Below are 19,897 nucleotides of genomic sequence, written 5' to 3'. Positions count from 1 at the left end.
CACCTCAGGATGAAGGTCGTGCGATCGGATAGCCTGCAGGATTGGAACCACCGAGCCTGCTCCGGCATGGTGTTCCACTCTCGAAACAAAATCAGTCATCATCCTGAGGAGCTTCGCGGAGCGAAGCCTCGAAGGAGGGTCCAGCGGAGCTCCACCATTTCTGACGGTTGTCCAGTCTGCTGGAGGCGTCTCGAAATCCGGGACGCGATCCCAGGGAACCGCGTCCCGAAAGATCCTATCCGAACACTACCAGAAGGTCCTTGGCGTCGATCTGGCTGCCGGCGTGGACCAGGACTTCGGCGATCGTGCCGTCGCGGTCCGCGTGGATGGCGGTTTCCATCTTCATCGCCTCGATCGACAGCAGCACGTCGCCGGCCTTGACCGTCTGGCCGGCCTTGACCGCGAGCGTCGAGACGACGCCCGGCATCGGCGCCGGCACATGGTTCGGGTTGCCGTCCTCGGCCTTGCGCTTGGCGACGACCGACCCGGCATTGGCGCGGTCGGGCACCTTGATGACGCGCGGCTGGCCGTTCAGCTCGAAGAAGACGCGGATCAGGCCTTCCTCGTCGGCGTCGCCGATGGCCTGCATCCGGATCACCATGGTCTTGCCCTTTTCGAGCTCGACCAGGATCTCCTCGCCCACCGGCAGGCCGTAGAAATAGACCGGGGTCGGCAGCACGCTGGTCGGCCCCCAGTTCTGCAGGCCCTTGGCGAAGTCGGTGAAGACCTTGGGATACATCAGGTAGGAGGCGAGGGCGAAATCGTCGATCTCGCCATTGCCGACCTTCTCCCTGGCCGTCTTGCGCTCGGCCTCGAGGTCGGCGTCGGCGATCAGCGAGCCGGGGCGCGCCGTCGACGGGGTCTCGCCCTTCAGCGCCTTCTTCTGGATCGCTTGCGGCCAACCGCCCGGCGGCTGACCCAGATCGCCGCGCATCATCTGCACGACCGAATCCGGGAAGGCGATGTCCTTGGCCGGGTTCTCGACGTCGGCGACGGACAGGTTCTGCGACACCATCATCAGCGCCATGTCGCCGACGACCTTGGAGGACGGCGTCACCTTGACGATGTCGCCGAACATCTGGTTGACGTCGGCATAGGCCTGCGCGACCTCGTGCCAGCGCGTGTCGAGGCCGAGCGAGCGGGCCTGTTCCTTCAGATTTGTGAACTGGCCGCCCGGCATCTCGTGCAGGTAGACTTCCGAGGCGCCGGCCTTCAGGTCGCTCTCGAAGGCGGCATACTGGCCGCGCACTGCCTCCCAGTAGAACGAGATCTTCCGGATTGCATCGGGGTCGAGTCCGGTGTCGCGATCCGAGCCCTTCAGCGCCTCGACGATCGAGCCGAGGCAGGGCTGCGAGGTCAGTCCGGACAGCGCGTCCATCGCCGCGTCGACGGCGTCGACGCCGGCTTCCACCGCGGCCAGCACGGTCGCGGCGGAGATGCCGGACGTGTCATGCGTGTGCAGGTGGATCGGCAGTTCGGTCTCGGAGCGCAGCGTCGCAATCAGCTTCTTGGCGGCGGCCGGCTTCAGCAGGCCGGCCATGTCCTTGAGGCCGATGACATGCGCGCCGGCCTTTTCCAGGTCCTTGGCCAGGCCGACATAGTATTTCAGGTCATACTTGGCGCGGTCGGGATCGAGGATGTCGCCGGTGTAGCAGATCGCCGCCTCGAGGACCTTGCCCTCCTCGCGCACCGCATCCATCGAGACGCGCATGTTCTCGACCCAGTTCAGGCAGTCGAACACGCGGAACAGGTCGACGCCGCCCTTGGCCGCCTGCTTGACGAAGAACTTGACGACATTGTCGGCATAGTTGGTGTAGCCGACGCCATTGGCGCCGCGCAGCAGCATCTGCAGCAGGATGTTCGGCGCGCGCTCGCGCACCATGGCGAGGCGTTCCCAGGGATCCTCGGTCAGGAAGCGCATCGAGACGTCGAAGGTGGCGCCGCCCCAGCATTCGAGGCTGAGAAGCCCCGGCAGGCCGCGTGCATAGGCGTCGGCGATCCCGACGATGTCATGCGTGCGCATGCGGGTGGCGAGCAGCGACTGGTGCGCGTCGCGCATGGTCGTGTCGGTGATCAGGACGCGGCTTTCGGCGCGCATCCATTTGGCGAGGGCTTCGGGACCGTGCGCGTCCAGATACTGCTTGGTGCCGGGGGCCGGGTCGGCCGCGAAATGCGGGATGACCTTGGCGAGCGCGTCGGCCTTCGGCTTGACGCGGCCGCGCGTCTCGGGATGGCCGTTGACGGTGACATCGGCGATGTAGTTGAGCAGCTTGGTGCCACGATCGCGCCGGCGCACCGCCGAGAACAGCTCCGGCGTCGTGTCGATGAAGCGCGTCGTGTAGGAATTGTCGCGGAACTGCGGGTGGTTGATGATGTTGGCGACGAAGGTCAGGTTGGTCGCGACGCCACGGATGCGGAATTCGCGCAGCGCGCGGTCCATGCGCGAGATCGCTTCCTGCGGCGTCGGCGCCCAGGCGGTGATCTTTTCCAGCAGCGGGTCGTAGAAGCGGGTGATCACCGCGCCGGAATAGGCCGTGCCGCCGTCGAGGCGGATGCCGAAGCCCGACGCCTCGCGATAGGCGGTGATGCGGCCGTAATCCGGGATGAAGTTCTGCTCGGGGTCTTCCGTCGTGATCCGGCACTGCAGGGCATGGCCGTTCAGGCGGATGGCGTCCTGCTCGGGTACGCCGGATTCGGGCGTGCCGATGGCCGCGCCTTCGGCGATGTGGATCTGCGCCTTGACGATGTCGATGCCGGTCACCTGCTCGGTGACGGTGTGTTCGACCTGGATGCGCGGGTTCACTTCGATGAAGTAGAACTTGCCAGTATCGGCATCCATCAGGAATTCGACGGTGCCGGCGCCGTAATAGTTCGATGCCTTGGCGATCTTGACGCCGTAGTCGGTGATTTCCTTGCGCTCGCTTTCGGCGAGGTAGGGCGCGGGGGCGCGCTCGACGACCTTCTGGTGGCGGCGCTGCACCGAGCAGTCGCGCTCATAGAGGTGGACGATGTTGCCGTGCTGGTCGCCGAGGATCTGCACCTCGACGTGGCGGGCGCGCTCGACCAGCTTCTCGAGATAGATCTCGTCCTTACCGAAGGCGGCCTTGGCCTCGCGCTTGGCGGTGATCGCATCCTTGAGCAGGGTCTCCTCGTCGCGGATGACGCGCATGCCGCGTCCGCCGCCACCCCAGGAGGCCTTGAGCATCAGCGGATAGCCGATGCGGGCTGCCTCCGCCTTGATGAATTCCGGGTCGTCCGGCAGCGGATCGGTCGCCGGCATGACGGGCACGCCGGCCGAGATCGCCAGATTGCGCGCGGCGACCTTGTTGCCGAGCATGCGCATGGTATCGGGCGACGGGCCGATGAAGATGATCCCAGCCTCGGCGCAGGCCTCGGCGAATTCGGGGCTCTCGGAGAGCAGGCCATAGCCCGGATGGATGGCATCGACCTTCGCCTCGCGGGCGATGCGGATGATGTCGGCGATGTTCAGATAGGCTTCGATGGGGCCGAGACCCTTGCCGACCTGATAGGCCTCGTCCGCCTTGAAGCGGTGCAGCGCGAGCTTGTCTTCCTCGGCGAAGATCGCGACGGTCGTGATGCCCAGCTCATTCGCCGCGCGAAAAACGCGGATGGCGATTTCGGACCGGTTGGCGACCAGGATTTTCTTGATGGTCACGTATTCCCCCAACATTGCCGTGCTCTGTCGCTGCGCGAGCGAGCCTCTCCCGGGAATGATTACAAGGTTTGTGCGCTTGCGAAAAGATCGGAATTCTACGCTGCAATGCGGCGGCAGCACATTAGTTTCATACGACGAATAACAAAACCCTCTGCCGGGACTTGCTCGCGGGCGGCCTGCAACCAGGACTTGGCGCGTTTCACCTTCGCCCGCTCGCGCCTGTGCGCAGTCGGGTCCGTCGTTTATTATGGAAGTCGAAGCATTCTGGCGTCCCCTCCCGCCAGGGAGAGGACGCCGCGAATCGTTCTCAGGCGCGCAGAGCGCTCAACCGCGCGAGCAGGGCCGGCGTTGCCATCACCATGGCGCGCTCCTGCGGCGTCAGGAAGGAGACCGCCTCCTCGATCGTGTCGGCCTCCTGGATCTTGGCGATCGCCTGGGCCTCGACCGGATCGATCTTGCCGCGCGGGCGCGCCGGGACGGCGTCGGTCAGGGCGAGATGGGTGGCGCGCAGGGTCTCGTCGCCGGCGATGGCGACGAGGTCAGGCGCCTTGTCCACCGCTGCCTCGTAGCTCGGGCGCGCGGCGGCGGCGGCGATCGCCACGGCGGGAGGATCGACCTCTTCGGGCGTGCGCAGCAGGCCGATCCTGCGGATGAAGCGGCCGACCTTGTTCGAGCCGGTCATGCCGGAAACCGGCACCACCAGCAGCAGGCCGAGGATGGCGGGCGACAGCCAGGCGACCAGCACCAGCGAATCGAGCCAGGCGGCGCAAAGCAGCGCCACGCCGAGCAGGAAATGCCAGCGATGCCGGATGATCAGCGACCGGATCGGCACGCCGCCATCGTCGCGGCGCTGCGGCTTCCAGCCGGAATCGCGGCCGAGCAGGATCGACAGGATCGCGCCTGTATGGACCAGCATCATCACCGGGGCGATCAGCGCCGAGATGATGATCTCGAACAGGAAGCTCGCAATGGTCCGGAAGCCGCCGACCTTGCGCCGGTCGGTGCGGTTGCGCAGGAACGACACCAGGCCGAGGAATTTCGGGCCGAACAGGATCACCAGCGTCAGCCCGAACAGGCGCAGCGCCCGCTCGGCGTCGATCACCGGCCAGGTCGGGAAGAGCTGGAAGTCCTCGGTGAAATATTCCGGCCGGATGAAATGCGCCTGCAGCGACAGCGCCAGGCCGGCGAGGATCAGGAGCAGCCAGAGCGGCGAGGCGAGATAGGAGCCGATGCCGGTCATCAGGTGGATGCGACTGACCCAGTGCAGGCCACGCGCGGGCAGCACCAGAACATGCTGCAGATTGCCCTGGCACCAGCGGCGGTCGCGCACGGCGAGGTCGATGATCGAAGGCGGGCTTTCCTCGTAGGAACCGGCGAGATCCTCGGCGATGCGCACGGTCCAGCCGGCGCGGCGCAGCAGCGCCGCCTCGACGAAATCGTGGCTGAGGATATGGCCGCCGAAGGGCGGCTTGCCGGGCAGGTCGGGCAGGCCCGCCGCATCCATGAAGGCGCGGGTGCGGATGATGGCGTTGTGGCCCCAGTAATTGCCCTCGGAACCGGTCCAGAAGGCGAGGCCGGCGCCGACGACGGGGCCGTAGACCCGGCCGGCGAACTGCTGCAGCCGGGCGACGATGGTGGTGCCGTTGACGAGGGCGGGGATGGTCTGGATCAGGCCGGCATCGGGATCCTCCTCCATCCGGCGCGCCAGCTCGACGATCGTCTCGGGGGCGATCAGGCTGTCGGCATCGAGCACCAGCATATGGTCGTAAGCGGCGCCCCAGCGGGTGCAGAAGTCAGCGACATTGCCCGACTTGCGGGCGACGTTCTTGCGGCGGCGTCGGTAATAGACCCGGCCCCGGTCGCCCAGCCGGTCGCGCAGCGTCAGCAGCGCCGCCTCTTCGGCCAGGGCCACGTCGGGATCCGTGGTGTCGGACAGGATGAACCAGTCGAAGGCCGGGCCCTGCTGCAACTCATCGAGGCCGACGGCCATCGCCTCCACCGCGGCGAAGACGCGCGACGGATCCTCGTTGTAGGTCGGCATCAGCATGGCGGTCTTGCCGCCGAGCGGGCCGGGCGGCGTGCGCTTCTGGCGGTAGCGCCGGGCCATGACAACGCCATAGCCGGCGATCGAGCTGACGAAGGCCAGCGCGATCCAGCCGAAATTCAGCGCGAACAGCACCAGCACGGCGATCTCGATCGGCGTGAGGCCGCCGACGATGAGCACCTGCTCCATCTCGTAGACGGCGACGGCGGCGAGCAGGAAGGCGCTGCCCAGGATGCCGATGCGGCGAACCCAGGACGAGCGCGAGCGGCGCGGATCAACGAATTTGCGACGGTCGCGCCGGCGGAAGCGCCAGAGCGACTGGGTCGGCATGTCGGACGGGGTTTCCTCCGGCATGCCGGGCGTAAGCTGCGGGGCGGTCGTCGCATGGGGGCCAGGATCAACCGGCGGGGGCCGATCCGCCGGTTGTTCCGCTTCCGGGGCAGAAAGAGTGATCAGGCCGTCCATCGATAGACCCAGGTCTCCGCAGGGCGCTCGTCGGGGAACTGCAACACGACCCGCAATTCGACCATGGTCGCGTCTTCTGGGTCGAGCTCGAAATTGACGCGCCAACCCTCGCCCAGTTTCGGGTTGGGCATGACCACCACATTGGTGATCTTACCCTTGGAAGTGCTGACCGTCGCCTTCGGTTCCTTGGAGGGATGACCTTCCTGCGCCTGGGGCGGGAAAAAGTCGATCACGAAGCGGCGATTGGGGCTGTCGCCATCGAGCGAGGCGCGGCCGATGCGGGTGCCCGCCACGACCATGCCGCCCGGCACGTAATTGGGGTCGCCGCCCCAGGACAGCCGATAGGCGAAAGCGTATTCGGTGCCCGCGGCGATCACGTCCTTCGGCTGCCAATAGGCGACGATGTTGTCGTGCACTTCCGAATTGGTCGGAATCTCGACAAGGGTCACGGCGCCCTGGCCCCAATCGCCGACCGGCTCGACCCAGAGGCTCGGCCGGGCTTCGTAGGAAGCCTCGAGATCCTCGTAATTGTCGAAGACGCGGTTGCGCTGCATCAGGCCGAAACCGCGCGGGCCGGCGTCGACAAAGGCGCTGATCTGCAGCGTCGTCGGATTGGAAATCGGACGCCACAGGCGCTCGCCGCGGCCATTGACCATCAGCAGGCCGTCGGAATCGTGCACTTCCGGGCGGAAGTCGTCGATGCCGATGCGGTCATTCGAGCCGAAGAAGAACATGCTGGTGCCGGCCGCGAGGCCGACCTTGGTGAGGTCGACGCGCGGGAACAGCGTCGCCTCGACATCCATCGTCGTCGGATAGCCGGGGCGGATGGTGAAGCGGTAGGCGCCGGACGTGCTCGGGCTGTCGAGCAGCGCGTGCAGCACGATGGTGTCGCCTTCCTTGACCGGGGTCTCGACCCAGAAGGCGCGGAAGATCGGGAATTCCTCGCCCTCGGGCTCGGCCGTCTTGATGGCGAGACCGCGCGCCGAAATGCCGTAGGTCTGCCCGCGGCCGACCGAGCGGAAATAGCTGGCGCCCTGGAAGACGACGATCTCGTCGAAATAGTCGGGGCTGTTGATCGGGCCGTGCACGCGGATGCCGGCAAAGCCCATGTCGGTATCGGGGATGCCCTTCGGCACCAGCGGCCCGAAATCGAACATGTTGGTCGAGTAGGGCAGGTGCTTGGCCTGGCCTTCCTTGACGATCGCGACCTCGATCGGCTCCTTGAAATAGAAGCCCGGATGGAACAACTGCAACTTGAACGGCAGACCGTCATCCGCCCAGACAGACGCCTCGGGCTTGAAGCGGATGTCGCGGTACTGGTCGTAGGTCAGGTTCTGCAGTACTTCCGGCAGCCGCGACGAGGGGGCTGCGAACGGAACGCGGGAGAGGCGGCGCGCAATTTCCGCCACGGTCGACCGGGTGAAGGGTCCGTCGGTCGCGAGCGAGGCGGCGACACTGTTGGCCTGCGCCATGGCCTCAACCGGGAACAGGTTGCCAATGGCTGCGGCGGCGACGAAGGCGCCGGCCGATGCCAAAAGGCGGCGCCGCGAAATCTGGTACGGAGTCTCAGTCATTTTCTGTCTGTTTTCTCGGGAAACCGGTCTTGTTGCCCGAACTTAGGGTCGAACTGTGGTGAAAGTTTCGCGGTCCATCTGCCGTCGCCGATTTGGTCAAGGCGGTTGATGGACCAGAAGGCCTTCGGCGCGACGGGACGATACGGACCATGCGGCGAGACGGTGCGTCATCCGGCCGTGCCGGCTCATCCGCGCCCCAAAACACACGTTCGACAAGCCCGCGATCTCCGCGCCACGATTCCGGTTAATTTCGAGAGAGCTTAACTGTGTTTTCGGGATTGCGGAATGTGGCAGCAGCCCTCTCCGCGATCTTATTTGTTGCAGTGCCCGCGTTCCTGCCCGCGCCGGGCGCGGACGGGCCCGCCAGGCCGTTTCCCCGTCCGGCCGACGGGCCCCTTGTGCGCGCCGTGCGGCGTCGGCATTCTCTGCGCGCGGACCGGCTGAAATACGCTATGACGCCACGAAACGTCCTGTTGAGGAAACATTCATGATCACGGTTTTCGGCTCCATCAATATCGATCTCGTCAGTCGGACCGCGCGCCTGCCGCGCCCGGGCGAGACGGTGCCCGGATCCGAATACCAGCTGATCCCGGGCGGCAAGGGCGCCAACCAGGCGCTCGCCGCGCGGCGCGCCGGCGCCAGGGTGAAGATGATCGGCGCAGTCGGCGATGACGAGATGGCCGCGACCGCGCTCGCCGAACTGGAGGCTGGCGGTGTCGATCTCTCCGGCGTCCAGCGCCGCGGCAAGACCACCGGCATGGCGGTGATCACCGTCGACGATCATGCCGAAAACACCATCGTTCTGTCGCCGGGCGCCAACGCCAGGCTCAAGGCGACCGATCTGCCGTCCGGTTCCATCGGCGCCGGCGACACGCTGCTGCTGCAGATGGAGACGCCCTTCGCGGAGACGCTGGCCGCCGCCCGGGCGGCAAAGGCTGCCGGCGCCCGCGTCATCCTCTCGATCGCGCCTTTCCTTCCGATCGAGCGCGAAGCGTTTGCCGACATCGACATGATCCTCGTCAACGAGACCGAGGCGGCCGATCTCGCACGTCACCTCGGCCTGCTGCCGGGCTCCACCGGCGCCGAGACCGTGGCAAGTCTCGCCGGCGAACTGAAGCGCACCGTGATCGCGACGCTCGGGCCGGACGGCGCGGTCGCCGCGACCGGCGAGGACACGATCAGCGTCCCCGCGCTTCAGGTGGTTCCGGTCGACACGACCGGCGCCGGCGACACGTTCTGCGGCGTGCTGGCAGCGCTGCTCGACGAGGGGGCGGACCTGGCGACCGCGATGCGCCATGCCGCCGTCGCCGGCTCGCTCGCCTGCGCCAAGCCCGGCGCGCAACCCAGCTTCCCGCTTCGCGAGGCGATCGAATTGTCGCTGGGCAACGACCCGGCTTTTCCGTGACAGGCGGTCGTCGCTATTGTATGACGATCGACAAGACTGATCACTGGTGAATGTCATCTTCACCTGAAAAATACGACTGGGGTTCCCGCCCTGCGCGCCAAGGCTGCGCGATCGCGGGGCGGAGCCTCAGCCCTTGCCTCTTGTTTTAGAGAACCTCGATGAGCGTCACCACCGCTGCCAATCCCCGCACCCTGCGCCTGAACGCGACCGACAATGTCCGCGTCGCCATCGACACGATCCTGCCGGGATCGATCGTCGAGGGTGTGACCGCCAGCCAGCGCGTGCCCAAGGGTCACAAGATCGCCGTCACCGGCATCGCCGAGGGTTCGCCGGTGCTGAAGTTCGGCCAGATCATCGGCTTCGCCAAGACGGCGATCGCGCCGGGCGAATGGGTGCATGAGCACAATTGCGGCATGTCCGAATTCGACCGCGACTACCAGTTCGCGGAGGGCGCGCATGATGACGGCCTGCTGCCGCTGGCCGAGCGCCGTCATTTCGACGGCTACTATCGCCCCAATGGCAAGGTCGGTACGCGCAACTATATCGGCATCCTGACCAGCGTGAACTGCTCGGCGACCGTGGCGCGCTACATCGCCGATGCCTTCAACCGCTCGGATATCCTCAAGGACTATCCCAATGTCGACGGCGTCGTCGCCTTCGTGCACGGCCAGGGCTGCGGCATGGGCGGCTCGGGCGAAGGCTACGAGACGCTGGAGCGGACGCAGTGGGGCTATGCCGCGCATCCGAACCTCGCCGGCGTTCTCGTCGTCGGCCTCGGCTGCGAAGTGTTCCAGATCCCGCGCCTGATGAAGCAGTACAATCTCGTCGAGCATGACGGCTTCCGCACGATGACGATCCAGGAATCCGGCGGCACCCGCAAGACGATCGAGGCCGGCATCGCGGTGATCAAGGACATGCTGCCGGCGGCCAACGCCTACAAGCGCCAGGCGACGCCGGTTTCCGAGATCATGGTCGGCCTGCAGTGCGGCGGGTCGGACGGTTATTCCGGCATCACCGCCAATCCGGCGCTGGGCTATGCCTCCGACATCCTCGTCAAGCATGGCGGCACCACCATCCTGTCGGAAACGCCGGAGATCTACGGCGCCGAGCACCTGCTCACCCGCCGCGCGGCCAACCGCGAAGTTGGCGAGAAGCTGGTTGGCCTGATCCAGTGGTGGGAAGACTATACCGAACGGAACCGGGGCGAGATGAACAACAATCCTTCGCCTGGCAACAAGCTCGGCGGCCTGACGACGATCCTGGAGAAGTCGCTCGGCGCGGCGGCGAAGGGGGGCACCTCGACGCTGCGCGGCGTCTACAAATATGCCGAGCCGGTCGATACCCATGGCTTCGTCTACATGGACAGCCCCGGCTACGACCCGGCCGCCGTCACCGGCCAGATCGCGTCCGGCGCCAACATGATCGTCTTCACCACCGGTCGTGGCTCGGCCGCCGGCTACAAGCCGACGCCGTCGATCAAGCTGGCGACCAATACCGACGTCTACACCCGCATGATCGAGGACATGGACATCAATTGCGGCGACGTCCTCGACGGCGTTTCTATCGAGGCCAAGGGTCAGGAGATCTTTGATGAGATCGTCGCGGTCGCTTCCGGCAAGCACTCGAAGTCGGAAGACCTCGGCTATGGCGACGCGGAATTCGTGCCGTGGCAGATCGGCGCCGTGATGTAAGGCCGGCTTTCCCCGGTGTCTTGAAAAGGCCCCCGTTCGATGGACGGGGGCTTTTTGTTGTCTGGAAGCACCTCCCCACACATCCGTCATCCCCGCGAAGGCGGGGATCCATTCAACCGGGTTCTCGGGAGGTTTTGCGGGCCAAGCCTCGGCTGTATGGCGCCCCGCCTTCGCGGGCATGACGGCGAGGGTGGGGAAGCAGCGGAGCCCTATCCGCCCGCCAGCACATCGAAGATCAGCTTGATGTTGAGGACGATGATCGTCGCCGCGATGATGCCGGCGACGGCGGTGAGCCAGCGCGGGGCCGTGAACTCGCCCATCTTGCGCCGCTCGGCGGTGAACTTCACCAGCGGGATCACCGCGAAGGGCAGCTGCAGGCTGAGGATGACCTGCGACAGGATCAACAACTGGCCCGCGCCCTTGTCGCCATAATAGATCGTGACGGCCGCCGCCGGCACGATGGCGATGCCGCGGGTGATCAGCCGGCGCAGCCAGGGCGCCAGGCGGATGTTGAGGAAGCCTTCCATGACGATCTGGCCGGCCATGGTCGCGGTCACGGTCGAGTTCAGGCCGCAGCAGAGCAGCGCGATGGCGAACAGGGTGGGCGCCAGCGCCGAGCCGAGCAGGGGATGCAGCAGCGCATGGGCCTTGTCGAGCTCCACCACCTCGGTCGAGCCCTTGGCGTGGAAGGCGGACGCCGCCAGGATCAGGATCGAGGCGTTGATGGCGAGCGCGAACAGCAGCGCCAGCGTCGAATCCAGCGTCGCGAAGCGGATCGCCTCGCGCTTGCCCTGGCTGTCGGTGTGGTAGGCGCGGGTCTGCACGATGCCGGAATGCAGGTAGAGATTATGCGGCATCACCGTCGCGCCGATGATGCCGAGGGCCAGATAAAGCATGTTCGGATTGGTGACGATCTGGGTGGTCGGCGCGAAGCCGCGCACCAGGTCGCCCCAGACCGGGTCGGCCATGACGATCTGCACCAGGAACGAGACCGCGATCACGCCAAGCAGCGTGATGACCAGCGCCTCGACCCATCGGAAGCCCTTGGTCTGGAGGTAGAGGACCAGGAAGACGTCCAGCGCCGTAATCAGCACGCCGATCTCGAGCGGAATCCCGAACAGCAGGTTGAGGCCGATCGCCGTGCCGATCACCTCGGCAAGGTCCGTGGCGCAGATCGCGATCTCGGCAAACAGCCACAGCATGGCGGCCACGGGCGCCGGATAGGCGTCGCGGCAGGCCTGCGCCAGATCGCGCCCGGTGGCGATGGCGAGCCGGGCAGCCAGCGCCTGCAGGATCATCGCCATCAGGCTGGACAGCAGCACGACGAATAGCAGCGTGTAGCCGAAGCGCGAGCCGCCGGCGATCGAGGTCGCCCAGTTGCCGGGATCCATGTAGCCGACGGCCACCAGATAGCCCGGGCCCAGGAACGCCGCCGCCTTGCGCCAATTCGGCGCGCCGGGATCCACCGCGATCGAGCTGTGGACTTCGGAGAGCGAGGGCGCGCCCCGCTCGCGACGCCAGCCGGCCCCGGACGCCTTCTCTTCCTCGATGGTCCGCATGATGGCTTTCAAGAATGCAATTGAGAACTATTCGCAATAAATGGAGGCGGCGCGGGCAAAGTCAACCGGAACCTTGCGGAAGCGGGGCGCGAACCCTCCATGCCGCAGGGGCGCGACATTCGCGCCACAGATTCCGGCGGGTGTGCGAATTGCACGGTGCGACTGGCGGTGGCGATGGACAGGCCCTAGTTTGAGAGCCTGATGATCGCCGTTCCATTTGACCAAGAGGTACCCTCGATGCAGACCCGCAAGCTCGGCAACACGGATCTCGACGTCTCCGTGATTGGTCTCGGCACCAATAATTTCGGCGGACGCATCGACCTCGAGGGATCACGACGGGTGATCGACGCGGCGATCGACCATGGCATCAATTTCTTCGACACGGCCGACATCTACGCCGACACGAATTCGGAGATCATTCTGGGCGAGGTGCTGGGCGCGCGGCGCGACAAGATCGTGCTGGCGACCAAGTTCGGCAAGCCGATCAAGGGCTCGCCCGAGGGCAAGCGGGCCTCGCGCCCCTATATCCTGAAGGCGGTCGAGGACAGCCTGACGCGGCTGAAGACCGATCGCATCGACCTCTACCAGCAGCACGAGCCCGATCCCGAAACGCCGATCGAGGAGACGCTGGCCACGCTGGAGGAACTGGTGACGGCCGGCAAGATCCGCCATTACGGCGCCTCGAACTTCTCGCCGAAGCAGTTGCGCGAGGCGCAGGACGCGGCCCGCAAGGCTGGCTATCGCGGCTTCGTTTCCAGCCAGGATGAATACAGCCTGGTCGAGCGCACGATCGAGAGCGCGATGCTGCCGGTGGTGCGCGACGAGCAGTTGGCGCTGATTCCGTTCTTCCCGCTCGCCAGCGGGCTGCTGACCGGCAAGTACCGAAATGGCGAACAACCGCCCGGCAGCCGGTTCAGCGCCTGGAAGGCGCTCGGCGAGCGCTATCTGACGCAGCGCAATCTGGTGCTGGTGGAAAAGTTCGACGCTTTCGCCGTCGCGTCCGGCCACACCGTTCTGGAGCTCGCCTTCGCCTGGCTGCTGGCGCAGGAATCGGTGCCCTCGGTAATCGCGGGCGCGACGACGCCGGAGCAGATCGCCGCCAACGCGAAGGCCTCGGAGTGGAACCTGTCCGCCGCCGACCTCGCCGCCTTCCACGCGCTGGTGGGCTGACCGCCCGCGTCCGGCACGGATCGCCTCACACGGGATCGGCGGGTTGGATCCCCGCCGTCGGCAGGCTGAGCCGGCTCAGAGCTGAATTTCCGGCGCGGTCGGGCAGGTCGAGGGCTTGCGCCGGTCCCAGCCGCGCGAGGTCCAGTCCTTGGCCGGGCCGGCGTCGGGGCCGCCGGTCTCGTCCGGCACGAAGAAGGTGAAGCAGTTGGCGCCGTCGCGCTCGACGAAGAAGCAGGCGCCTTCCTGGCTGTCGTAGAAGGTGCAGAACTTGCCGTCGCGCACGGACCACTGACCGGAATCGGAGCCGTCGATGTCGTGATAGCGCACCGAGCCGTCTTCGCTGTAGGTCTCGCTGAAGAACGCGCCATTGTTGTAGATGCCGTCCAGCGTCACGCCGGAAAACAGCGCCGCGATCTCGGCTTCCGGCACGCGCGCGCCGGCGTGCGCGGCCTGCGCTGCCAGCCCAACGCCCAGGGCGACGAGGATGGCCGAGAGACGTCCGAATACCCGCTGCATGTGGCTCAAGTCGTTCGTCTCCGTTGACTTTGCGCCGGTTTGGCGGCAAAACGTGCGCCAACATCATTCGGGCAGACCGATGACCGCGCACGCCGTTGCATCTTCGATCCTAGTCGACCTGGTGGCTTCCGTCACCCGGGCAAGCACGGCCGTCACGCGCATCTCCACCACCGACAAAACGTCGAAAACCACGACGACCGCCTGACTGTCCCTCCTGCGCCCCCAATCTCCCTCGGGGCCCTGAGGGAGACGGGGCCGATCGGACGCGGTTTTTCGCGGACGGACGGGTGGGGGAGAGAGACGGACAAGGAGCAGGACAGAACATGGGTTACAAGGTCGCGATCGTCGGCGCCACGGGCAATGTGGGCCGCGAAATTCTTTCGATCCTCGACGAGCGCGGCTTCCCGGCCGATGAGGTCGTGGCGCTCGCCTCCCGCCGCAGCCAGGGCACCGAAGTCTCCTTCGGCGACCGCGTGCTGAAGGTGAAGCCGCTTGACCAGTATGACTTCTCCGACACCGACATCTGCCTGATGTCGGCCGGCGGCGCCATCTCCAAGGAATGGGCGCCCAAGATCGGCGCGCAGGGCTGCGTCGTCATCGATAATTCGTCGGCCTGGCGCTATGACGCGCAGGTGCCGCTGATCGTGCCGGAAGTGAACGCCGATGCGATCGTCGGCTTCTCCAAGCTCAACATCATCGCTAACCCGAACTGCTCGACCGCGCAGCTCGTCGTCGCGCTGAAGCCGCTGCACGACATCGCCACGATCAAGCGCGTCGTCGTCTCGACCTACCAGTCGGTGTCGGGCGCCGGCAAGGAAGGCATGGACGAGCTGTTCACGCAGACCCGCGCCGTCTTCGTCAACGATCCCGTCGAATCGACCAAGTTCACCAAGCGCATCGCCTTCAACCTCATCCCTCACATCGACGTCTTCATGGAAGACGGCTACACGAAGGAAGAGTGGAAGGTGATGGCCGAGACGAAGAAGATTCTCGATCCGAAGATCAAGCTGACCTGCACCGCCGTGCGCGTGCCGGTGTTCGTCTCGCACTCCGAATCCGTCAACATCGAGTTCGAGAAGCCGATCACCGCCGACGAGGCGCGCGACATCCTGCGCGAGGCGCCCGGCTGCCTGGTCATCGATAATCCGGAAGAAGAGCAGTACATCACCCCGTACGAGGCGACCGGCGAGGACGCGACCTACATCTCGCGCATCCGCGAGGACGCCACCGTCGAGAACGGCCTCAACATGTGGGTGGTCTCCGACAATCTGCGCAAGGGCGCCGCGCTCAACGCCGTGCAGATCGCCGAAGTGCTGGTCAACCGCAAGCTGATCCAGCCGAAGAAGCAGGCTGCCTGAGACTTTTAGGCTCCAAATGACAAAAGGCGCGGCCGCGAGGCTGCGCCTTTTTTCGTTTGAGACTGCCGATGGACTCGCTCGGTCATCATCCTGAGGTGCTTCGCGTCCGCGAAGCCTCGAAGGAGGATCCAGCCGGTGCCCAGGCTTGTCGTCCTATCCGGGGGATGCCATGTCGCGACGTCGACCGGGTGTTTCCTGGACCCTCCTTCGAGGCCCGGCTTTGCCCGGCACCTCAGGATGAGGGTCGAGGTTGGAACAACCCGCGAGAAAAGAGCGTCCCGCTACCCTAAACCACGATCTCGTCGGGAACCGTGAAGCGGCCGGTTTCCTTGTCGAGCAGATAGAGCTCGCCGGTCGAGATATCGAACCAGGCGCCATGCAGCTCCAGTTCGTCGATCTCTTCCAGGCTCTTGATCCACGGGAAGGTGCGCAGGTTCTCGATCGTCTGGCGGATCGAGGCGAACTCCATCGCCCGCTGGCGGTCGCTCGTCTCGACCGGATCGTCGCAGATCAGCGCCTCGGCCGGCTTCAGCAGCGAGGTCCACTTGCTGATGTAGTCGTTGGATCCCTGCAGTTCCGGCGCGTCGCGTTCGGCCAGGTAGGCGGTGATGCCGCCGCAGCGGCCATGGCCCATGACGACGAGGTTGCGGACCTTGAGGCCCATCACGCCGAACTCGATCGCCGCCGACGTGCCGTGATGCTCGCCATCCGGGGTGAAGGGCGGCACCAAAGCGGCGACGTTGCGGACGACGAAGAGCTCGCCGGGCGCGGCGTCGAAGATGGTTTCCGGGGCGGCGCGGCTGTCGCTGCAGCCGAGGATCATGGTGCGCGGGCGCTGGCCGGTTTCCGCCAGAACCTTGTAGCGCGAGCTCTCCTGCGGCAGGCGCTGATCGCGAAAGGTCGCATAGCCGCGCAGCAGCCGAGACGGGAATTCATGGGCCTTGGCCATCGGGTGGTGCTCCAAAGGGGGCCTGAGACGGCATCATGCAGTGCAGCATGATCGTGGCGTTCCAATAAACGGCTTTGACGCATGGGTCGAGAGGGTTTGCACGCCGCGAACGCGTCTGTCTACGCCCAGATCGCGATCCGCAGCCCTCTGGAATCGCGCGCCGGTTCGGCCGGAAAACTCTCGCCCTCGCCGCGAAAGATGCGCCGCGCGATCAGGGCATTCGCCGCCGCGTCGAGCAGGTCGTCGGCCGCCGCGCCGCGTGGCGGGTTGGCGAGATGCCGGGCCTCGTAGCCATGGCGGACGAGCAGGTCGCGGCGCTGGTCGAGGCCCGCCGGATTCGGGCGGCTCTTGACCTTCTTCGGCAGCGACATCGCCGCTTCGCCATTCAGCCGCCAGAAGGCGAGTTCCGGATGCACCTCGTAGACCCGCGCCTCCAATGCCGGCGTCATCAGCGCGTCGATCTCGCGCATCTTGGGGAAGATGTGGAAGCACTGCTTCGAGACCATGCGGGGCGGATCGGACGCTGCGGCGGCGACCGCGCAGGCCTCGCGATAATCCTCGGTCATCACGGCGCTGCGGCAGGGGACCGAGAAGACGGAACTCTGCCGCTCGCCGAGCCGCTGGCGCACCAGCCGCTCGGGGCCGCGTCCTTCCGGCCCGATGAAATCCGACAGGCCGATCGGCATGTCGACCGCAAGGATGGCGTTCTCGGCCGCCTCGATCAGCTCGGCGAAGCGCGAAACGATCCGGATCTCGGGCTCGATCGGACCTTCGGGAGAAATCGAAACGGCGATCCAGCCGGCGGGGCAGCCGTCGATGCCGACGACCCGCATCCCGCTCACGGGATGATCCGCACCGGCGTGCGCGGCGAAAGCAGGCGATCCTGGATGGCGGCGAGCGGGAGTTCGTTGCTGCCGAGGCTGGCTGCCGCGTCGATCGCGTCGGCGACGGCGGCGGTAGCGAGACGCAGCGCCTCCGCGTCGGCCGCGCCCTCGACCAGACGGGCCAGGAACAGCGCGGCAAACAGGTCGCCGGTGCCGTTCGGCACGCGGCCGCCGATCGCGGCGTGGCTGGCGCGGATGGTGTCGTGACCCGCGCCGTTGCGCGACAGCAGCAGCGTGGTGATCTCGCCTTCCGTGCCGGCGGCCGAGGTGACGGCGATGCGCGGCGTCGACAGCCGCGTGGCGGCGGCGTGCAGCGCCTCGGCTGGAAGCGCGAGATTGCCGGTCAGGAAGCCCAGCTCGGTCGGGTTCGGGGTCAGGATGTCGGCGCGCGGCACGAGATGGTCGCGAATGGCGCTCGCCGTCGCCTCCGGCACATAGAGGATACCGGCGTCGCCCATCACGGGATCGCAGAGATAGAGCGCATCGGGCCGCGCCGCCTTCACCGCGTCGACCAGCCGGGCCACGGCGGCCGGCTGGCTGGCCGCACCCATATAGCCGGTCAGGATCGCGCCGATCTCGCCAAGCCAGGGGGCGCGGATCAGGTCTTCCATCAGCGCCTCGAAGGCGGCTTCATCGGGCACGATGCGGCTGGATTTGCCGTGGCCCGGATGCCAGGGCAGCGTCACCGTCTGCACGGACCAGACCGGATGGCCGAAGCGTTCCAGCGCGAAGGCGGCGCCGCGTCCGCCGACGGCGCCGCGCACGACGGTCGAGGAGATCACGAGGATGGCGGGCTTGGTGACGGGTGCGGTCGGGACGGTCATGCGCATGCTTCCTGCGGCGCCGGCGGCCTGGCCGGCGGTGCGAAACTAGCCGATTCGGTTCCGCTTATCTGCTCTCCTGCCTATGCTGCGGTCGACGCAACCCAGGAAGCCCCCATGAAGCCGATCCGTCCGCGCCGCTCCGCCCTCTATGTGCCGGGCTCCAATCTCCGCGCCATGGCCAAGGCGCCGACGCTCGGCGCCGATGTCGTGATCTTCGATCTTGAGGATGCCGTGGCGCCCTCGGAGAAGGACGCGGCGCGCTCTCGCGTGATCGAAGCGGTCGGCGCGCTGCGGCAGGCGGGCACCCGGGCCGAGATCGTCGTGCGCGCCAACGGGCTCGACACGCCCTGGATCGAGGCCGACCTCGCCTCGGTCATCGCGGCGCTGCCAGACGCGCTGCTGCTGCCGAAGATTTCGCGGGCCGGCGACCTTGCTCGCGTGCGGGCGATGATCCCTTCGGATGTCGCGCTGCCGCTCTGGGCGATGATCGAGACGCCGCGCGCGGTTCTCGATCCGCTCGAGATCGCCGAGGCGCAGGATGCTCGCCTGCCGCTCAGCGTGCTGGTGCTGGGCCTGAACGACCTCGCCCGCGAGACGGGCACGCGGCAATTGCCCGGCCGGGCGCCGATGCTGCCCTGGATGATGAATGCGCTGGCGGCGGCGCGGGTGGCGGGGATCGAGATCCTCGACGGCGTCCACAACGACATCGCCGACACGGAAGGCTTTGCGGCCGAGTGCCTGCAGGCGCGGCAATGCGGCTTCGACGGCAAGACGGTGATCCACCCGGCCCAGATCGCTGGTGCCAACGCCGCCTTCGCGCCGGACGCCGAGGAACTGGATTGGGCGAACCGGATCGCCTTCGTGTTCGACGCGGCGGAGAACGCGGACAAGGGCGTGGTGCGCGTCGACGGCCGCATGGTCGAGCGCCTGCACGCCGACATGGCCAAGCGCCTGCTGGCGCGGGCCGAGGCGATCGCCGCGCGGGGGTAGGGGATGACGGCGAGGGGCGAGGGCGGTGCCTTGTCCGGATGGGTATCGGCATGGGAGCCTCTCCGGAGAGACCGTAAACCCTCACCCGCCGGCCTTCGGCCGTCGACCTCTCCCTCAGGGAGAGGGGAAGGGGCGCCAGCCCTCCCCACGCTCGCCGTCCAACGCGGGCTCGGTGCTTGCGCCCGCTCGCCGTCCAACACTGGCTCTATGCTTCCGCCGCGGCCGCCGTCCAAGACGGGCTCTATGCGTCGGCCACGGCCGCCGACCAGAACTGGCTCGCCGTTCCCCCACGCTCGCCGTCATCCTCGCGAAGGCGAGGATCCATGCAGCTGCGATCTTGGGCGTGCGAACCTCCCGATGCCTCGGCTGAATGGATCCCGGATCAAGTCCGGGATGACGGCGAGGGTGGGGTGAGGGCGGTGCCCTGTATGGATGGTATGGGCGCCTATCCGGGGAGGCTGTAAACCCTCACCCGCCGCACTGCGTGCGTCGACCTCTCCCTCAGGGAGAGGTGAAGAGAGACGCCGGCGTCTCCTCACGGCCGCCGACCAGAACTGGCTCGCCGCTCCCCCACGCTCGCCGTCATCCTCGCGAAAGCGAGGATCCATGCAGCCGCGTTCCCTGCCCAGCGAGCCTCCCGGTGCCGCTGGGTTCGTCGCCTCGCGAACCTCCTATGCCTCGGGTGAATCGATCCCGGCTCGGGGCCGGGATGACGGCGAGGTGAGCAGTGCCTTGTCTGGATGGGTGGGTCAGCAGCCGAGCGGGCGCCAAACAAAAAAGGCGCCGGAAGTG

Annotated in this window: 14 protein-coding genes; 6 read left to right on the top strand and 8 right to left on the bottom strand. The window is 66.7% G+C overall.

The window, feature by feature from the left end; genetic code table 11:
* Nucleotides 1-235 precede the first annotated feature (235 nt).
* The 3 genes from pyc to OSH10_RS09580 form a co-directional block, all read right to left on the bottom strand.
* Nucleotides 236-3,676 (bottom strand): pyruvate carboxylase, encoded by a 3,441-nt coding sequence (gene pyc / locus OSH10_RS09590; protein ID WP_266331442.1) that lies wholly within the window; start codon nt 3,674-3,676, stop codon nt 236-238.
* Between the two features lie 307 nt (nt 3,677-3,983).
* A complete protein-coding gene (gene mdoH, locus OSH10_RS09585) occupies nt 3,984-6,185 on the bottom strand; it encodes a glucans biosynthesis glucosyltransferase MdoH (RefSeq protein WP_266331441.1) in 2,202 nt (733 codons plus the stop codon).
* A complete protein-coding gene (locus OSH10_RS09580; RefSeq protein ID WP_266331440.1) occupies nt 6,173-7,759 on the bottom strand; it encodes a glucan biosynthesis protein in 1,587 nt (528 codons plus the stop codon). Before OSH10_RS09580 ends, mdoH begins: the two co-directional genes overlap by 13 nt.
* Before the next feature lie 487 nt (nt 7,760-8,246).
* Here OSH10_RS09580 and OSH10_RS09575 point away from each other — a divergent pair, with 487 nt between their 5' ends.
* Entirely contained in the window at nt 8,247-9,164 is a 918-nt protein-coding gene (locus OSH10_RS09575) for a ribokinase (RefSeq protein ID WP_266331438.1), read from the top strand.
* A 158-nt stretch (nt 9,165-9,322) separates the two neighbouring features.
* Nucleotides 9,323-10,855, top strand: a complete 1,533-nt coding sequence (locus OSH10_RS09570) for a UxaA family hydrolase (protein WP_266331436.1) — start codon at nt 9,323-9,325, stop codon at nt 10,853-10,855.
* A gap of 209 nt (nt 10,856-11,064) precedes the next feature.
* On the opposite strand, the gene OSH10_RS09565 is transcribed toward OSH10_RS09570, so the two are convergent.
* The gene (locus OSH10_RS09565; RefSeq protein WP_266331434.1) at nt 11,065-12,414 is read right to left on the bottom strand and encodes an Nramp family divalent metal transporter; all 1,350 of its coding nucleotides are present in this window, start codon (nt 12,412-12,414) and stop codon (nt 11,065-11,067) included.
* Between the two features lie 237 nt (nt 12,415-12,651).
* Here OSH10_RS09565 and OSH10_RS09560 point away from each other — a divergent pair, with 237 nt between their 5' ends.
* Entirely contained in the window at nt 12,652-13,584 is a 933-nt protein-coding gene (locus tag OSH10_RS09560; RefSeq protein ID WP_266331433.1) for an aldo/keto reductase, read from the top strand.
* A gap of 75 nt (nt 13,585-13,659) precedes the next feature.
* Here the strand turns inward: OSH10_RS09560 and OSH10_RS09555 are convergent, their stop codons facing one another.
* Nucleotides 13,660-14,109 carry a hypothetical protein gene (locus OSH10_RS09555; RefSeq protein WP_266331432.1) on the bottom strand — a complete coding sequence of 150 codons (450 nt, stop codon included), beginning with the start codon at nt 14,107-14,109 and terminating at the stop codon, nt 13,660-13,662.
* Here OSH10_RS09555 and OSH10_RS09550 point away from each other — a divergent pair.
* The gene (locus tag OSH10_RS09550; protein ID WP_266331431.1) at nt 14,099-14,305 is read left to right on the top strand and encodes a hypothetical protein; all 207 of its coding nucleotides are present in this window, start codon (nt 14,099-14,101) and stop codon (nt 14,303-14,305) included. The two genes, OSH10_RS09555 and OSH10_RS09550, sit on opposite strands and share 11 nt — an antisense overlap.
* Before the next feature lie 118 nt (nt 14,306-14,423).
* Entirely contained in the window at nt 14,424-15,458 is a 1,035-nt protein-coding gene (locus OSH10_RS09545; RefSeq protein ID WP_266331429.1) for an aspartate-semialdehyde dehydrogenase, read from the top strand.
* A 286-nt stretch (nt 15,459-15,744) separates the two neighbouring features.
* Here the strand turns inward: OSH10_RS09545 and OSH10_RS09540 are convergent, their stop codons facing one another.
* The 3 genes from OSH10_RS09540 to pdxY form a co-directional block, all read right to left on the bottom strand.
* Nucleotides 15,745-16,407, bottom strand: coding sequence for a carbonic anhydrase (locus tag OSH10_RS09540; protein ID WP_266331428.1), 663 nt, complete (start codon nt 16,405-16,407; stop codon nt 15,745-15,747).
* Between the two features lie 119 nt (nt 16,408-16,526).
* Entirely contained in the window at nt 16,527-17,240 is a 714-nt protein-coding gene (locus OSH10_RS09535; RefSeq protein WP_266331777.1) for a DUF429 domain-containing protein, read from the bottom strand.
* A 5-nt stretch (nt 17,241-17,245) separates the two neighbouring features.
* Complete coding sequence (pdxY, locus tag OSH10_RS09530; protein WP_266331427.1) at nt 17,246-18,115, bottom strand: pyridoxal kinase; 870 nt, start codon at nt 18,113-18,115, stop codon at nt 17,246-17,248.
* A gap of 114 nt (nt 18,116-18,229) precedes the next feature.
* On the opposite strand from pdxY, the gene OSH10_RS09525 reads away from it, so the two are divergent.
* Entirely contained in the window at nt 18,230-19,105 is an 876-nt protein-coding gene (locus tag OSH10_RS09525; protein WP_266331426.1) for an HpcH/HpaI aldolase/citrate lyase family protein, read from the top strand.
* Nucleotides 19,106-19,897 lie beyond the last annotated feature (792 nt).

It is taken from the genome of Kaistia defluvii, assembly GCF_026343955.1.
Classification (GTDB): domain Bacteria; phylum Pseudomonadota; class Alphaproteobacteria; order Rhizobiales; family Kaistiaceae; genus Kaistia; species Kaistia defluvii.
This window is presented reverse-complemented; position numbering and strand designations above follow the sequence as displayed.

Coding starts and splice junctions, on each gene's coding strand:
- mdoH (WP_266331441.1), bottom strand. CDS start 6,185: ATGGACGGCCTGATCACTCTTTCTGCCCCGGAAGCGGAACAACCGGCG.
- OSH10_RS09580 (WP_266331440.1), bottom strand. CDS start 7,759: ATGACTGAGACTCCGTACCAGATTTCGCGGCGCCGCCTTTTGGCATCG.
- OSH10_RS09575 (WP_266331438.1), top strand. CDS start 8,247: ATGATCACGGTTTTCGGCTCCATCAATATCGATCTCGTCAGTCGGACC.
- OSH10_RS09570 (WP_266331436.1), top strand. CDS start 9,323: ATGAGCGTCACCACCGCTGCCAATCCCCGCACCCTGCGCCTGAACGCG.
- OSH10_RS09565 (WP_266331434.1), bottom strand. CDS start 12,414: ATGCGGACCATCGAGGAAGAGAAGGCGTCCGGGGCCGGCTGGCGTCGC.
- OSH10_RS09560 (WP_266331433.1), top strand. CDS start 12,652: ATGCAGACCCGCAAGCTCGGCAACACGGATCTCGACGTCTCCGTGATT.
- OSH10_RS09550 (WP_266331431.1), top strand. CDS start 14,099: ATGTGGCTCAAGTCGTTCGTCTCCGTTGACTTTGCGCCGGTTTGGCGG.
- OSH10_RS09545 (WP_266331429.1), top strand. CDS start 14,424: ATGGGTTACAAGGTCGCGATCGTCGGCGCCACGGGCAATGTGGGCCGC.
- OSH10_RS09540 (WP_266331428.1), bottom strand. CDS start 16,407: ATGGCCAAGGCCCATGAATTCCCGTCTCGGCTGCTGCGCGGCTATGCG.
- OSH10_RS09535 (WP_266331777.1), bottom strand. CDS start 17,240: ATGCGGGTCGTCGGCATCGACGGCTGCCCCGCCGGCTGGATCGCCGTT.
- pdxY (WP_266331427.1), bottom strand. CDS start 18,115: ATGACCGTCCCGACCGCACCCGTCACCAAGCCCGCCATCCTCGTGATC.
- OSH10_RS09525 (WP_266331426.1), top strand. CDS start 18,230: ATGAAGCCGATCCGTCCGCGCCGCTCCGCCCTCTATGTGCCGGGCTCC.